This window comes from Roseateles sp. 22389 (assembly GCF_052044995.1).
Lineage (GTDB): Bacteria > Pseudomonadota > Gammaproteobacteria > Burkholderiales > Burkholderiaceae_C > Roseateles.
On record NZ_JBQEOF010000006.1, the window covers coordinates 20,367 to 36,380 of the forward strand.

Here is a 16,014-nt window from a genome sequence, read left to right on the forward strand (position 1 = left end):
GCCGGCGCGGTCATGCCGCGGCCCCGAGCCGCTTGAACGCCAGGCCCTGCGCGTCGAAGAGGTAGCAGAGGTCGGGCGGCAGATGCAGCTGCAGCGTGTCGCCGGAGCGCACGCGCTTGCGGCCGTCGAATTCGCAGGTCAGCGCCTCCTCGACACCGGGATAGGCGCAGTACGCATGCGTGACGCCGCCCAGCGATTCGACGAAGGTCACCGTGCTCGAGATCAGGTTGGCATCGCCGCCGACCTCGAAGTGCTCGGGCCGCAGGCCCAGCGTGACCTTGTCGCCGGCCTTGGCGCGCGAGGCGTCGACATGGGCGCGGATTACCGCGCCGTCGCTCAGCCGCAGCACCGCGTGATCGGCCGCTGCGCTGACGAGCTCGGCCTCGATGAAGTTCATCTTCGGGCTGCCGATGAAGCCGGCGACGAAGAGGTTGTCCGGATGCTCGTACAGCTCCAGCGGCGTGCCGACCTGCTCGATCTTCCCGGCGCTCAGCACCACGATGCGGTCGGCCAGCGTCATCGCCTCGACCTGGTCGTGGGTGACGTAGACCATCGTCGTCTTCAGGTCCTCGTGCAGCTTCGCGAACTCATAACGCATGCGCACGCGCAGCGCGGCATCGAGGTTGGACAGCGGCTCGTCGAAGAGGAAGACCTCGGGCTTGCGCACGATCGCGCGGCCGATGGCCACGCGCTGGCGCTGCCCGCCCGACAGGTCCTTGGGCTTGCGCTCGAGCAGGTGCTCGATGTGCAGGATGCGCGCGGCGTAGCGCACCGCGCGGTCGATCTCGTCCTTGGGCACCTTGGCCAGCTTCAACCCGAACGCCATGTTGTCGTACAGGTTCATGTGGGGGTAGAGCGCGTAGCTCTGGAACACCATCGCGATGCCGCGCTCGGCCGGCGGCACGTCGTTGACCAGGCGGCCGCCGATGCGCATCTCGCCGCCGGTGATGTCCTCCAGTCCGGCGATCGTGCGCAGCAGCGTCGACTTGCCGCAGCCCGACGGGCCGACGAAGACCATGAACTCGCCGTCCCGGATCTCCAGGTCGATGCCATGCAGGATCTTGGTCTCGCCATAGGCCTTGACCACGCTGTGCAGCTTCACGTCCGCCACTTGGATACCTCCGCGCGCGCCCGGGGAGGGCGCCGCCTGTCTCGCTCGTTGGTGTCGATCGATCGTCCGTCGCCGCGACCGCGCAGCGGCGAAGGAGCGAACGATGTTTGTAGAGAATATACATGGCGGATTGACGATCCACAACGCGGCAACACCCGCGCGCCCGACGTCTAATCCAGTGAAATCAATGGCTTGCGTCGAATATCGGGATAACCCGATGTAGTGAAACTACAGAAACTCCAAGCGTCTGATGGATACTTCGCTTAATGACGAGCGCCGCCATCGGCGCCACTGCTTTCCGATGAATCGAATGAGCGCTGCTTCCGCCCTCCCCGCGGGTACCGGCCTGCCCGCGATCCCAGCCGCGGTCGAGCCCGGCCGCCACGAACCCCTGGGCGTCACCGTCCGCGACGGCGGCGTCAACATCGCCGTCTTCTCTGCCCATGCGACGCGCGTCGAGTTCTGCCTGTTCGACGACACCGGCACGCGGGAGCTCTCGCGCCATGCGCTGCAGGGCCCGGTGGACGGGCTCTGGACCGGCTTCCTGGCCGGCGTCGCGCCCGGCCGCCTCTATGGCTTGCGCGCGCACGGCCCGCATGCGCCGCGCGAGGGCCACCGCTTCAACCCCGCCAAGCTGCTGCTCGATCCCTATGCGCGCGAGATCGTCGGCGAGTTCCGCAACCTGCCCGAGGACCATGGCTATCCCTTCGGTCATCCGGACGGCCCCTTCGCGCTGGACGAGCGCGACAACGGCGCGACCGCGCTGAAGGCCCGCGTGGCCGCGCCGCTGGCGGGGCCAGGTCCGCGCGCCAATGCGCCGCGCCACGCGCCGCGCGACGTCGTGCTCTACGAGGTGCATGTCAAGGGCTTCTCGATGCGCCACCCCGGCATCCCCGAGGCGCTGCGCGGCAGCTACGCGGCGCTCGCGCATCCGGTGGCCATCGCGCACTTCAAACGCCTGGGCGTGACCACGCTGTCGCTGCTGCCGGTGCAGTTCGCCGTCGACGAGCCGCACCTGTCCGGCACCGGCCTGCGCAACTACTGGGGCTACAACACGCTGGGCTTCTTCGCGCCCGATCCGCGGCTGGCCAGCGCCGCGGTGCGCCACGACCCGAGCGCCGTCGTGGCCGAGTTCCGCGCCATGGTCCACGCGCTGCACGAGGCCGGGCTCGAGGTGGTGCTCGACGTGGTCTACAACCACACGCCCGAGGGCAACGAGTGGGGGCCGACGCTGTCGCTGCGCGGGCTGGACCAGAAGAGCTATTACCGGCTGCAGCCCGACGATCCGTCGCGGATGGAGAACCTGACCGCCTGCGGCAACACCGTTCAGGTCGAGCATCCGCGCGTGACGCAGCTGGTGCTGGACTCGCTGCGCCACTGGGTCGGCGAGATGGGCGTCGACGGCTTCCGTTTCGACCTCGCGCCGGTGCTGGGCCGCACGGACCACGGTCACGATCCGCGGTCGGCCTTCTACACCGCGCTGCGCCAGGATCCGTTGCTGGCGCAGGTGCACCTGATCGCCGAGCCCTGGGACGCGGGACCGCAGGGCTACCAGCTCGGCCGCTTCCCGGGCCGCTTCATGGAGTGGAACGACAAGTTCCGCGACGCGGCCCGCGGCTTCTGGCTCGGCCACGGGCCGGAGGGCCGGCGCATCGACCGCGCCGAATTCGCGCGCCGCTTCAGCGCCTCGCGTGATGTCTTCGACCCGGCGCAGCCGACGAATGGCGGCGGCGCTCGCTCGCCGCTGGCATCGATCAACTTCCTGGCGGTGCACGACGGCTACACGCTGGCCGACCTGGTCAGCCACTCGCGCAAGCACAACGAGGCCAATGGCGAGGACAACCGCGACGGCCGCGACGGCGAGCTGTGCGGCAACTTCGGCGTCGAAGGCCCGACCGACGATCCGCTGATCCGCGACACCCGCGAGCGCGTGCGCCGCGCGATGCTCGCGACGCTGCTGCTGTCGCAGGGGACACCGATGCTGTATTCGGGCGACGAGTTCGGCAACGGGCAGGGCGGCAACAACAACGCCTACTGCCAGGACAACCCGATCGGCTGGCTGGACTGGCCCGCGGCCGACGAGTCGCTGATCGCCTACACCGCCGCGCTGGCGCGGCTGCGCCGCGATCATGCGCTGCTGCGCCACGCGCGGTGGTTCCCGTCGCCGCAGGGCGAGGCGCGCGGCGGCGGCGATGACGGCGAGGTCGACGCGCCGGGGCAAGCGACGCTGCGCTGGTTCGACGCCACGGGCCACGAGATGCGCGAGCAGGACTGGCGAGTCGACGGCCGCACGGCGCTGGCGGCGATGCTGGGCGATGGCGAGGATCGCCTGCTGCTGATGGTCAACCCGGACGCCAACCCGACGCCGTTCACGCTGCCGGCGGCGGGCGACATCGACGGCCCCAGTGACGGTGACCGTGACGACGCCGGCGGCTGGACCCTGCTGCTGGACAGCAGCGGCGAGACGCCGACGGGCCATCGCGGCGAAGATGGCGTGACGGTCCCGGCCCGCGCGTTGATGCTGTGGGGATGGCCGCTAACGAATGCCGTATCGACCTCCCGGGCGCACATCGACACCGACACCCGATCCAATTCCACGAACACCCTCTCGAGCGACACGACACCATGACGATCGATCTTCACCAGCGCCAGTCCGGCGTCCTGCTGCACATCACCTCGCTGCCCGGCCCCAACGGCATCGGCGACTTCGGCCCCGAGGCCTATCGCTTCGTCGACTGGCTGCAGTCGGCGGGGCAGTCGATCTGGCAGTGGCTGCCGAGCACGCCGATCGGCCCCGGCGAGAGCCCGTACCAGGGCGTCTCCGCCTTCGCCGGCAGCCCGTGGATGGTGGCGCTGGAGCCGCTGGTCGCGCGCGGCTGGCTGGCGCAGCCGGCGGCGCCCGAGGGCGGCTTCGACGACCGGCGCGTCGACTACGGCCGCGTGCTGCCCTGGCGCGAGCAGCAGCTGCGCGCGGCGGCGGCGGGTTTCTTCGCGCGGGCGTCGGCCGACGACCGCGCCTCCTACGAGTTGTGGTGCGCCTCCCAGCGCGACTGGCTGGACGACTACGCGCTCTTCATGGCGACCCGCTCGTCGCGCGGCGGCCAGCCCTGGTGGGCGTGGCCGCGCGACCTGGCGGCCCGCGAGCCGCGCGCGCTGGCCGCGGCGCGCGAGCAGTACGCGGACGAGGTTGGCTTCTGGCAGTTCGTGCAGTGGTGCTTCGACACCCAGGTCGGCGCGCTCAAGGCCTATGCCAATGAACGCGGCGTCCACATCATGGGCGACCTGCCGATCTTCGTCGCCCACGACAGCGCCGACTGCTGGGCGCGCCCCGACCTGTACGAGCTGGACGAGCAGTTCCAGACCACCGTCGTGGCCGGCGTGCCGCCGGATGCGATGTCGGTCACCGGACAGCGCTGGGGCAATCCGATGTACCGCTGGGACAAGATGGCCCATGAGCACTTCGCCTGGTGGACCGCGCGGGTCAAGCGCATGCTCAGCTCGGCCGACGTCTTCCGCATCGACCACTTCCGCGGCTTCGCCGCCTATTACGAGATCCCCGGCGACAGCCCCGACGCCACCCGCGGCGTCTGGAAGACCGGTCCCGGCAAGGCGCTGTTCGATGCGATCGCCAAGTCGCTGGGCGAGCTGCCCATCGTCGCGGAGGACCTGGGCTTCATCACGCCCGACGTGCACGAGCTGCGCGACGCGCTGAACTACCCGGGCATGAAGATCCTGCAGTTCGGCTTCGGCGGCGACGGCGGTCACGAGTTCCTGCCGCACAACTGGCCGCGCGCGGCCGTCTGCTACACCGGGACCCACGACAACGACACGGTGCGCGGCTGGTGGAACCAGGCCAGCGCCCATGAGCGCGCCTTCGCCGCCGCCTACCTGCCGGCCGGCGACCAGGACATCCACTGGGCCATGATCCGCGCCTGCGCGAACTCGGTGGCGAGCGTGGCGGTCTATCCGCTGCAGGACGTGCTGGGCCTGGGCAGCGAACACCGCATGAACATTCCCGGCACCCTCGGCGGCAACTGGGAGTGGCGCTTCACCTGGGATATGGTCGGCGCCGAGCCGGGCCGGCTGCTGGCGCAGATCTCGGCCACCAGCGGGAGATCCCCGATTGCCGGCGCCCGGCTGCCGGAGTGAAATGCTCTGAAACCGCTTTCATAGGGGAAACGAGAGCGGCGGTCCCGGGGCTCGCGCCCTAGGATCGGATTCGCGTGAGACAACGTTGTCATCGACCGGCCGGGCAAGCGCACCGGACGGCGGACAGCGCGCGAGGACGCCAGGAGCCGCCCATGAGCACGACCGAGATCTTCCTGATCGCGATGGCGATCACCTTCGCCCTGCCTTACCTGGTGTGGCGACTGGGCGGCACCGACTACTTCGCGCCGCTGGTGATCGTGCAGATCCTGTCGGGCATCGTGCTGGGGCCAGGCATCCTGGGCCGGGCCTTTCCGGAGTACTACCAGTTCGTGTTCAACCCGCAGGTGGTGGGCTCGCTGAACGGCATCGCCTGGTGGGCGGTCATGCTGTTCGTGTGGATCGCCGGCATCGAGCTCGACCTCAAGAAGGCCTGGGCCCATCGCGTCGAGAGCGGCATCACCGCCGGCCTGGCCCTGGGCGTGCCGATGGCGTTCGGCGCGGTGGCGGCGGTGGCGCTGATGCAGCTGGGGCCGCAGTGGATCGGCGAGCGCGCCCAGACCTGGCAGTTCATCGTCGGCGTGGGCATGTCCTGCGCGGTGACCGCGCTGCCCATCCTGATCCTGCTGATGGAGAAGCTCGAGGTGCTGCGCCAGCCCATCGGGCAGCGCATCCTGCGCTACGCCAGCCTGGACGACATCGCCATCTGGTCGGTGCTGGCCATCATCCTGATGGACTGGTCCCGGATCGGGAAGCAGGCCGTCTTCCTGGGCGCGTTCGCGCTGCTGACGGTGCTGTTCCGCCGGCTGATGGTCCGCATTCCCCGCAACGACCGCTGGTACGTCGGCATCGTCTGGCTGGCGCTGTGCGCGCTGGGCGCGGACTGGTGCGGGCTGCATTACATGGTGGGCGCCTTCCTGGCTGGCGTCGTGATGGACGCGGACTGGTTCGACCAGGCGCAGATGGACCAGCTCCGGCACAACGTGCTGCTGGTCATGATGCCGGTCTACTTCCTCAGCACCGGGCTGCGCACCCAGTGGGGCACCGACGGCGGCGCAGTCATCGTGCTGGCGGCGGCGATCCTGCTGGCGGCATCGATCAGCGGCAAGCTGATCGGCGTGCATGCGGCCGGCCGCATCCTGCGCTGGCAGCCGGGCGAGGCCGGCATCATCGGCTGGCTGCTGCAGACCAAGGCGCTGATCATGATCGTGTTTTCCAACGTGCTGCTGGACAAGCAGCTGATCACGCCGTCCACCTTCACCGCGCTGCTGCTGATGGCGGTGGGCTCGACGATGCTGACGGTGCCGATCGTGGCGCCCCGGCTCGCACGGATCAAGGAACTGGTGTTCCGCGCGAGCTGAGCGTCGGCGCAGAATGGGCGGTCCGCACTGTCCGCACTGTCCGCGATGGAGACTGCCTTGATCGATCACCTCGACCACCTGGTCCTGACGACCGCCGACGAAGCCGCGTGCATCCGGTTCTACACCGAGGTGCTGGGCATGCGGCTGGAGACCTTCGTCGGCGGCACGCCGCCGGTGTCTCGGCAGGCCTTCCTTTTCGGCCAGCAGAAGATCAACCTGCATGTGAAGGGGCGCGAGTTCGAGCCCAAGGCGCACACGCCGGTGCCGGGCGCGCTCGATCTCTGCTTCATCGCCGCGGTGCCGCTGGACCGCGTCATCGAGCGCCTGGCGGCGCTGCAGGTGTCGATCGTCGAGGGGCCGGTGATACGCACTGGCGCGACCGGCCGGATCCGCTCGGTCTACGTGCGCGACCCTGACCTCAACCTGATCGAGATCTCGGAGCTCGCGGGCTGAACCTGGCGCTCATCGTCATCCACCGGGCCCGGCGGGCTCAGGTGGACGCCCGGCGATCCAGAGCCGGGGGGAGAACAGGCGACGAGTCGTCCCGTCTCGAGGCATTCCGCAGATCCGACGGATCCCGCATATTCAGCGCGCGAAGGCGGCCGCATGCGCCATCACCGGCGCCTGCGCGACCAGGGCGATCGGCGCCACGAGCGCCGCCTGCGCTGCGGCGCTGACGACGACCGCCGCGGTCGCCGACCAGGGCAGTCCGACGCGTGCCTCTGACAGCAGCCGCGCCGGCAGCGGCAGGTCGTTGCTGGTGGGCACGATGCTCAGGAACTCGTCGGCGCGGGCCAGCTCGATCTCCTCCTCGGACATGCCGAGGAACACATGGGCGAAGCCGCGTTCGACCGCGTCCAGCGCCGCCTCGGTCGCGCGGCGCCAGCGCTTGACGGCGGCCACGTCGGACCGGCTCGCGCTCTCCGGCACCGGCCAGCGCGGATCGCCGCCGGTCACCGCCTGCGCGGCCTGGAAGGCGTCCACGACGCCCGCCGGCCCGCCGAGCCGGGCATCCAGCACCTGCGACGCGATCACCCGCGCGAGCTCACGCTCGTGGTACGGGACCATGACTCTCTCCAGGATGACTTCGTAGCGTCGCATGACGGGTTCCTTCCACTCGGGCGCTGTGCATTGGGGAGGGAGGAGAATACTGGATGTACATACAGTGTTCAAGACAGGGTCTTGGGGGTGCTGCCACCCGTTGGCAGGATGAAGAACGCCCCCGGGCGGCGGACCGCGCGGGGGCGTCATGAGGGGGGCGGAGCGGCCTCAGCCGCCGCGGATCACTTCAGGCCGGCGCCCATCGCCTTGGACAGCGAGGCGGTCGGATCGTCGCCGGAGAACTCCCAGAAGAAGGCGCCGCCGAAGCCCTTGGACTTCACGTAGGCCATCTTGGTGGCGATCGTCGCCGGGGTGTCGAAGCTCCAGAAGGTCGTGCCGTTGTAGATCCACTGCGCCTTGCTGACCTCGTCGATCCGGCTGGTGTAGCCCTGCAGGTTCTTCAGGACCTTGTAGTCCTCGTTGCCGGCCTCGTAGGTGCCCGGCGCCGGCGTGCCGCTCTGGAACAGGCCGTTGTTGACGTTCGGGACGTTGGTCCAGCCGCGGCCGTAGAAGCCGATGCCCACGTTGAGCTTCTTCGCCGGCACGCCCTTGTCCAGGAAGGCCTGCATCGCGTCGTTGGTGTTGTACTTGCGCACGTCACCGGTGGACGGATCGTTCGCCGGCGCGTACAGCGGCGAATGGAAGCCGGTGATGGTGTCCCAGCCGCCATGGAAGTCGTAGGTCATCACGTTGATGAAGTCCAGGTAGGGGTGCACCTTGTCCGGGTCGTAGGCCCGCACCTTGTCCACGCCGGCGCCGGAGGCGATCGTCAGCAGCAGGCCCGGCTTGACCGCGTCGAGCTGCTTGCGGAACTCCGCCAGCAGCGCGGTGAAGTTCTCCCGGTCCTCGGCCGCGCCGCAGGCCAGGCCGCAGGCGTTGGGGTACTCCCAGTCGAGGTCGATGCCGTCGAACACGCCCAGCGCCGCGCCCGGGCCGCCCGCGCCGTCGCTCACCGGCAGGTTGCCCTTGATGTAGGCGTCCACGCAGCTCTGCACGAAGGCCACCCGGTTCTCCGGACGCGCCGCGCTCGAGAAGCCGCGCGACCAGGTCCAGCCGCCCAGCGAGATCAGCACCTTCAGCTTGGGGTACTTGGCCTTGAGCTTCTTGAGCTGGTTCCAGCTGCCGCGCAGCGGCTGGTCCCAGGTGTCGGCCTTGCCGTCCACGCTCAGGTCGGCGCCGTAGGCCTTGCTGTAGTCGGCGAAGGCGTCGCCGCCTTCCCCGGTGCTCTCGTTGCTCGGGATGACCTTGCCGACCTCGCAGCGGTTGTTGCGCACGTTGCCGAAGGCGTAGTTGATGTGCGTGAGGTTGGCCGCCGAGCCGCTGGTGTCGATGTTCTTCACGTGGTAGTTGCGGCCGTAGATGCCCCACTGCGCGAAGTAGCCCAGCAGCACCTTGCCGCCGGCGGTCTGGGTGTCGGTCTTGACCGTGATCGGCGCCGACGGCTGCGAGCTGCCGGCCTGGTTGAAGGCGCTGACGGTGAAGGTGTAGCTGGTGTCGGGTGTCAGGTTGGCGACGCTGGCGCTGGTGGCCGCGCCCTGCGCGACCTGGGTCGCGCCCTGGTTGACGCGGTACTGCACCGTGCAGTTCGGGCCGGCGGCGACGGCGTTCCAGGCCAGGTTCACGCTGGTGGCGCTCTTGGACGGCGAGCTCAGCCCGCCCGGCGTGGCGGGCGCCGCGGCGCAGTTGCCGCTGGCGGTGCTGGTGAGCAGCGCCGCGCTCAGCGCCGAGACATTGCCGGCCTTGTCCTTGGCGCGCACCTGGTAGCTGTAGGCGGTGCCGGCGCTCAGGCCGGTGTCGGTGTGGGTGGTGCCGGTGGGCGAGGCGACCAGCGAGCCGCCGCGCAGCAGCTCGTAGTTGTTGACGCCGCTGCCGGCGTCGGTCGACGCGGCCCAGCTCAGCGTGATGCTGCTGGTGGTGATGTTGCTGGAGCTCAGCCCGCCCGGCACGCTCGGGGGCGTGGTGTCGGCGCCGCCGGTGTCGCAGGCGCCCAGCGACTTCCACACGTCCCACTGGCCCGAGTTGCTGGCCGGCGGGTTGTTCTGCGTCCACCACTTGGCCTGGTAGGCGATGTTGTTCTGCTTGGCATAGCTGTTGGACGTGCCGGTGTAGATCGCCGAGGCGGACCATTCGGGCACGTTGGTGCAGTCATAGGCCTGGGCGGTGCCGGCGGCCATCGCCGCGGCCAGCGCGATGCCGCCGAGGCGGACCATGCGGTTCTTCATGTCGAGCTCCTGATGTCGAGGTTGGGTGGGTGGGGAGGTTCGTGAATCACTGGCGGGCGGCGGTGGAGGCCCTGGCCGCGGTGGCGGCGGGCACCGCGCCGCGCCGCGCTTCCTGCGCCAGCGCGTAGCTGCGGCCGCCGAACGTGACCGTCCAGTTGCTGGGCATGGGCATGGGCAGGTAGTAGTTGATGGTCAGCGTCACGCTGGCGCCGGGCGCCAGGCTCTGCCAGGCGGGCAGCTTGAAGCTGGCGCGGTGGAAGTCGTTCTTCAGCCCGCCGACGTTGTGGCCGGCCGCGTTCGAGCCATTGGCGATCACCGTCAGGCCGAAGCCGCTCTGGTCGGTCACCGTCGACGGGATCGCGGTCGGGACGTCGAACTGGAACTCCGTGCCGCCGGGCAGGGTCGTGCCGCTGTTGTTGGTGAGGGTCAGCTTGGGCGTGATGGGGTAGTTGCTGTCGCCCAGCGCGAAGCCGTTCAGCGCGAAGCCGATGTCCAGCGTGTCGGTGGGCAGGCTGGCCGCGCTCATCCGGTTGCCGTAGGCGCCGGCGGTCTTGAGCTTGTTGTAGAGCGTGCTGGTCAGCGTGTTGCCGATAAAGTATTCGCTCCGCGCGGTGTCGAAGGCGTAGTCGCCGGCGAACTCCCAGAACATCACGCCGCCGATGCCGCGATCGGCGATGTACTGCGCCTTGGTGCCGAGCGACTGCTCGTCCTCGGTGCTGATGAAGACCTGCTTCTGTGCGTTCCACAGCCAGGGCGCCACGAGCGTCGCGTCGTAGTGCCGGACGTAGCTGCCGGTGAGCCGGTCGGCCGGATTCGTCGCCGGGTTCAGGCCGTAGGCGGCGAGGTAGCTGCCCTGGCGGCCGGAGGCGAGGTTCATCGCATGCCACATCGGGTTGGAGCCCGCCGGCACTTCCTTGCTGGAGACGTCGAGGTCGTGCCAGAGGTTGTCGATGCCGATGGCGCCGTTGCCGCACTTCTGCACGGTGCCGCCGCCGGTGCCGGCCGGGCACTTGCTCTGGTCGGGCAGCGCCGCCTGGCCCCACAGGCCGTTGGTGCTGCCGGTCACGCCCTGCCAGCCGCGGGTGTAGTAGGGCACGCCGATGTTGATGCGGCCCGCCGGCATCGCGCCGCGGAAGTAGTGGTAGGCCCAGTCGGTATTGAGGTAGCCGATGCGCGCGTACTGGGCGCTCGAGTAGTAGTTCCAGGCGGTGAGCTCGGCGTCCTTGCCGTCGTCGTACAGCGCCGCGTTGGGGCCGACGAACTGGTTCCAGGCGCCATGCAGGTCGTAGCTCATGATGTTCACGTAGTCCAGGTACTGCGTGACCTGGAAGGCCTCCATTCCGCGCAGCAGGTAGCCGGAGGAGGGCGCCGCGATCGTGAGCAGGTAATGACGCTGGTCGGCCTGGCTGGCGGCGTCGAGCCTGGCGCGCAGGGTCCGCATCAGCACCACGTAGTTCTTCATCAGCGCGCCGCGACGGGCGTTGCTGATGGCGAAGTCCACCGGGTTGCCGGCGTTGTTCATGCTGGTCGGGTACTCGTAGTCGATGTCCACGCCGTCGAAGCCGTACTGGCGCAGGAAGGCCACCGCCGAGTCCGCGAACGCGTTGATGCCGGCCGTGTTGGCCGAGCCGTCCGCGTTGGTCGTCATCGTGTAGAAGCCGGTCGTCTCCGCCCAGCCGCCGACCGAGATCAGCGTCTTGACGTTCGGGTACTGCTTCTTGAATTTGTTCAGCAGGTTGAAGTGGCCCTGGTAGGGATAGGCCGGGTCCATCTCCGCGCCGGCGATGCCCGGCCAGGTCAGGCCGGTGGCGGGATTGGCGGCGTCGGCGGTGTTGCCGATGGACAGCTTGTTGGCCGCGTCCACATGCGCGAACGCGTAGTTGATGTGCGTGACCTGCGCCCACGGGATCTGGTGCGCGAGGAAGGCGGGCTGGCCGGTCTTGCCGGTGCGCCAGCTGGTGAAGTAGCCGATGATGCGGCGCGGCTTGTCGGCGCCCATCTTCTCGCGGCCCTGGTCGTCGTAGACCTTGCAGTAGGCGGGCGCGGTGCCGGCGGTGGTGACCAGGCCCTCGGGCCGGCAGCGCTCGTCGCCGGTGACCTGGCCCTGCACGCTGATGCGCACGGCGGCGCTGTCGGTGCTGGCGCCCTTGTCGTCGATGGCGCGGGCGGTGATGTCGGCGACGCCGGCGCGCGCGGTCCAGCCGATGCTGAAGGGCGCGGTGCTGTCCTCGGCGACGAGTGCGCCGTTGACGTAGAAGCCGACCTTGGCCACCGTGCCGTCGCTGTCGGCGGCGGTCGCGGCGAGGGTCACCGTGTCGCCCGCGGTCGGCGACGTACCGGCGGTCGGCGCGGTCAGCGCCACCGTCGGCGGCTTGTTGGTGCCGCCACCGCCACCGTCGCAGGCGCCGAGCACCTTCCACACGTCCCACTGGCCGGAGTTGCTGGCCGGCGGGTTGTTCTGCGTCCACCACTTGGCCTGGTAGGCGGTGTTGTTCTGCTTGACGATCGCGTTGCCGCTGTAGGCGGTGGCCGCGTTCCAGTCGGCGACGCCGGTGCAGTCGTAGGCCATCGCGGAACTGCCGGCGAAGGCCAGCGCCACCGGCATCAGCCAGGGCAGCAGCGGGTGGGGGCGGGCACAGGGATGAAGTCTCATCGGGGGCTCCTGAAGGGTGTTGTCGTTGTCTTCGGAAACTGCAGGGATGAGCGCCGCCGCGCCGGGCGACTGCGGATGCAGCGCGGCGGAATCGGTCGGACTCGGAGAAAAAGCGCCGGTCGTTCAACCGGCGAAGGCGGCGGTCGCTCGGGCGCGAGCGCCGGCGGCCGGCTTCAGACGGGCGTCATGCCGGCCACTCGGGGGCAGAGGGGCGTGGGATCGGCGCCGCCACAGGGGCGACGCGGTCAGCGGGACTTGGGAGGGCGCGTGCAGGCATGGAAGTCACTCCTCGCGTTCGACGTGCAGTCCGCGGGCGACTGGCGTCCGCGGCGTCCAGGAGATCGATACCGCTGCTGATCTCATAGTGGTATGCAATGTAGATACCACTCGCGTTCGCATCATTCAGGTTAACCCTTGGAGGTGGGGTAACTTGTCGTAATGATGTCGTTAAAGGCGCGTGCGGGCGTCATTTGTGTCGCCTTCAAGGGAAAACGGGAAGCGGCCGTCGCCATTGGAGGGAAAACCAGTGTGGGACCAATTTTTGCCCGCTAGAGGATTGGTGCCGTGCGGAGACCCCTCACCCCCACCCTCTCCCCGCAAGCGGGGAGAGGGGGTGTCTGTTGAGAGGTGCCGGGAGGCGCGGCGTCAGCGGTCGACGCGTTGCCAGTGCCCCTCGCGCAGCAGCTCGTGCGGGAGGAAGCGGGCCTTGTAGGCCATCTTGTCGCTCTGGGCGATCCAGTAGCCCAGGTAGAGGTGGGGCAGGCTCAGGTCGCGGGTCTGGCGCAGCTGCCACAGCACGTTGTAGGTGCCGTAGCTGACGCCGGGCTCGGGCTCGTAGAAGGTGTAGACCGCCGACAGCCCGTCGCCCAGGATGTCCAGGATGGACACCATCTTCAGCGCGCCGCCGGGCTCGCGGAATTCCACCAGCCGCGAGTTGACGCGGCTCTGCAGCAGGAACTGGGTGTACTGGTCGACGCTGTCGTGATCCATGCCGCCGCCGCTGTGACGGCCGGCCTGGTAGCGCAGGTAGAGCTGGTAATGCTCGTCGCTGTAGCCCAGCCGCATCACCCGCGCCTGCAGGTGCTGGTGCTGCGCCCAGGCACGGCGCTGGCTGCGGTTGGGATGGAAATCCGCCACCGGGATGCGCATCGGCACGCAGGCCTTGCAGCCATCGCAGTAGGGCCGGTAAGTGAACATGCCGCTGCGCCGGAAACCGGCCGCCACCAGGCTGGAGTAGGCGTCGGCATGGATCAGGTGGCTGGGCGTGGCGACCTGCGAGCGGGCCTGGCGGTCGCTCAGGTAGCTGCAGGGGTAGGGCGCGGTCGCATAGAACTGCAGCTCGGCCAGCGGGAGTTCCTTGGGATGCGTCACGGTCAGGGCCTGTCGGACGTTGCGCGCGAGTCGGTCGAGGAGGGGATCGGCGGGGAGCCGGCGGCCGCGCGGTCGGCGTCGCCGAGGCCCAGGTGGGCCCACAGGCGCGGATGATAGGTCCAATCCCCCGGCGCCGGCAGGTCGGCATGGGCGTCCAGATGGGCCTCGAAGGCCTCGCGCGTGACGGGTGCCGCGCCCAGCGACGCCAGGTGCGCCGTCTGCTGCTGGCAGTCGATCCAGGGGATGCCGAATTCCCGGCACAGGCAGACCAGCGCGGCCAGCGCGATCTTCGAGGCGTCGGTCCTGCGCATGAACATCGACTCGCCGTAGAACATGCGGCCGAGGTTGACGCCATAGAGCCCGCCGGCGAGCTCGCCGTCCATCCAGGTCTCGACCGTGTGGACCGTGCCGTCGCGGGCGAGCTGCAGGTAAGCCTGCTGCATCTCGGGAACGATCCAGGTGCCGTCCTGCCCGTCGCGTGGCGTGCTGGCGCAGGCCTTGAGCACGGTGGCGGCGGCACTGTCGACGCGGATCTCGCAGCCGGGTGTGCGGATGAAGCGGGCCAGCGTCTTGCGCAGCGAGCGCGACAGCTTGAAGTCCGCCGTCTTGAGCACCATGCGCGGATCGGTGGTCCACCAGAGGATGGGCTGGCCCTCCCCATACCAGGGGAAGATCCCCCGGGCGTAGGCCGCCCTCAGGCGGGCGGGCCGCAGGTCGCCGCCGGCCGCGAGCAGCCCCGGCGCGTCGCTGCGCGGACCCAGCGCGCGGCGGGTCGGCGGGAAGTCCAGGGAGTCATCGTCGAGCCAGGGGATCATCCGCTTCATGGTAGCGTGCCGGCTTCTTTCGACGACGTCCCGCATCCCCCTCGTTCCCATGATCACCCTCTACGGCATCCCCAACTGCGACACCGTGAAGCGCGCCCGCGCCTGGCTCGACGAGCAGGGCCTGGCCTACCAGTTCCACGACTACAAGAAGCAGGGCGTGCCCGCGCAGCGGCTGCCGCGCTGGATGGCGGAACTGGGCTGGGACAAGGTGCTGAACCGCGCCGGCACCACCTGGCGCAAGCTGGACGACGCGACCAAGGCCGGCGTCACCGATGCGGCCTCGGCGGCCGCGCTGATGAGCGAGCAGCCGAGCGTGATCAAGCGCCCGGTCGTCGAATGGGACGACGGCCGCCTGAGCCTGGGTTTCTCGCCCGAGCTGTTCGCGTCGCACGCCCCGCGCTGATCGGAGGTCCGCCATGTTCACCGGCATCGTTCAAGGCATCGCGCGGGTCGCCCGCATCACCGACAAGGAAGGGCTGCGCAGCTTCACCCTGGACTTCCCCGACGGCTTCTGCCGCGACCTGGAGATCGGCGCGTCCGTCGCCTGCGACGGCGTCTGCCTGACCGTCACCGCGCTGGACGGCGACCACCGCGCCGACTTCGACGTGATGCTGCAGAGCCTGAACCTCACGACGCTGGGGCGGCTGGGCGTCGGCGGCCGGCTCAACGTCGAGCGGGCCGCCAAGGAAGGCGCCGAGATCGGCGGTCATCCGCTGTCGGGCCATGTCGACTTCATGGCCACCGTCGCGTCGATCCGCCGTCCGGCCAACAACCACGTCATCCGCATCGCGGTGCCCGCGCCATGGATGCGCTACATCTTCCCGAAGGGCTACATCGCGGTGAACGGCGCCAGCCTGACCGTGGCCGAGGCCGGCCGCAACGCCGACGGCTCGGGCTGGTTCGAGGTCTGGCTCATTCCCGAGACGCTGCGCATGACGACCTTCGCCGACAAGGGCGAGGGCGCGCCGGTCCACATCGAGATCGAGCGCCAGACCCAGGTGATGGTGGACACCATCCGCGATGCGGTGGCGGAAAAGATCGGCGCGCTGATGCCGGCGCTCCAGGCATTCGCCAGGGAACGGGGCCTGGACCTCGGCGTGGAATGAGGCGTGCGGGTTCCCCCGCATAGTCCATCGCCGCTGTTTCGCCATCCCTACAACACCAGATGACCTAAGTCATCGCCGCCGCGCGACGCGGATGCGTCCCGCGGCGCGCCGCATCGCGT

12 protein-coding genes are annotated in these 16,014 nt (G+C 69.5%); 6 read left to right on the top strand and 6 right to left on the bottom strand.

What is annotated here, in order from left to right:
- Window positions 1–10: 10 nt before the first annotated feature.
- The gene (locus tag ACTJKJ_RS10225) at window positions 11–1,111 is read right to left on the bottom strand and encodes an ABC transporter ATP-binding protein (protein ID WP_440820362.1); all 1,101 of its coding nucleotides are present in this window, start codon (window positions 1,109–1,111) and stop codon (window positions 11–13) included.
- Between the two features lie 310 nt (window positions 1,112–1,421).
- On the opposite strand from ACTJKJ_RS10225, the gene glgX reads away from it, so the two are divergent.
- From glgX to ACTJKJ_RS10245, 4 genes are all read left to right on the top strand, one after another.
- On the top strand, window positions 1,422–3,740 hold the full coding sequence (gene glgX, locus ACTJKJ_RS10230; protein ID WP_440820363.1) for a glycogen debranching protein GlgX: 2,319 nt from the start codon (window positions 1,422–1,424) through the stop codon (window positions 3,738–3,740).
- Complete coding sequence (gene malQ, locus ACTJKJ_RS10235; RefSeq protein ID WP_091732651.1) at window positions 3,737–5,260, top strand: 4-alpha-glucanotransferase; 1,524 nt, start codon at window positions 3,737–3,739, stop codon at window positions 5,258–5,260. The genes glgX and malQ overlap by 4 nt, the downstream gene beginning before the upstream one ends.
- Window positions 5,261–5,412: 152 nt before the next feature.
- Window positions 5,413–6,618: a cation:proton antiporter gene (locus ACTJKJ_RS10240; RefSeq protein ID WP_091732654.1), complete on the top strand. Its 1,206-nt coding sequence runs from the start codon at window positions 5,413–5,415 to the stop codon at window positions 6,616–6,618.
- A gap of 57 nt (window positions 6,619–6,675) precedes the next feature.
- A complete protein-coding gene (locus tag ACTJKJ_RS10245) occupies window positions 6,676–7,071 on the top strand; it encodes a VOC family protein (RefSeq protein WP_091733810.1) in 396 nt (131 codons plus the stop codon).
- A 132-nt stretch (window positions 7,072–7,203) separates the two neighbouring features.
- Here the strand turns inward: ACTJKJ_RS10245 and ACTJKJ_RS10250 are convergent, their stop codons facing one another.
- The 5 genes from ACTJKJ_RS10250 to aat all read right to left on the bottom strand — a co-directional run bounded on the left by ACTJKJ_RS10250 (window position 7,204) and on the right by aat (window position 14,780).
- Entirely contained in the window at window positions 7,204–7,719 is a 516-nt protein-coding gene (locus tag ACTJKJ_RS10250; protein WP_297389072.1) for a hypothetical protein, read from the bottom strand.
- Window positions 7,720–7,901: 182 nt separating this feature from the next.
- A complete protein-coding gene (locus ACTJKJ_RS10255) occupies window positions 7,902–9,941 on the bottom strand; it encodes a glycosyl hydrolase family 18 protein (protein ID WP_440820364.1) in 2,040 nt (679 codons plus the stop codon).
- A gap of 46 nt (window positions 9,942–9,987) precedes the next feature.
- The gene (locus ACTJKJ_RS10260; RefSeq protein WP_440820365.1) at window positions 9,988–12,594 is read right to left on the bottom strand and encodes a chitinase C-terminal domain-containing protein; all 2,607 of its coding nucleotides are present in this window, start codon (window positions 12,592–12,594) and stop codon (window positions 9,988–9,990) included.
- A gap of 645 nt (window positions 12,595–13,239) precedes the next feature.
- The gene (locus ACTJKJ_RS10265; protein ID WP_091732664.1) at window positions 13,240–13,965 is read right to left on the bottom strand and encodes an arginyltransferase; all 726 of its coding nucleotides are present in this window, start codon (window positions 13,963–13,965) and stop codon (window positions 13,240–13,242) included.
- A gap of 2 nt (window positions 13,966–13,967) precedes the next feature.
- Window positions 13,968–14,780 (bottom strand): leucyl/phenylalanyl-tRNA--protein transferase, encoded by an 813-nt coding sequence (gene aat / locus ACTJKJ_RS10270; RefSeq protein ID WP_440820519.1) that lies wholly within the window; start codon window positions 14,778–14,780, stop codon window positions 13,968–13,970.
- A 58-nt stretch (window positions 14,781–14,838) separates the two neighbouring features.
- Between aat and ACTJKJ_RS10275 the strand changes: the two genes are divergently transcribed.
- On the top strand, window positions 14,839–15,192 hold the full coding sequence (locus ACTJKJ_RS10275; protein ID WP_091732668.1) for an ArsC family reductase: 354 nt from the start codon (window positions 14,839–14,841) through the stop codon (window positions 15,190–15,192).
- A gap of 13 nt (window positions 15,193–15,205) precedes the next feature.
- Window positions 15,206–15,895, top strand: a complete 690-nt coding sequence (locus ACTJKJ_RS10280; protein WP_440820366.1) for a riboflavin synthase subunit alpha — start codon at window positions 15,206–15,208, stop codon at window positions 15,893–15,895.
- The last annotated feature ends 119 nt before the right edge of the window (window positions 15,896–16,014 follow it).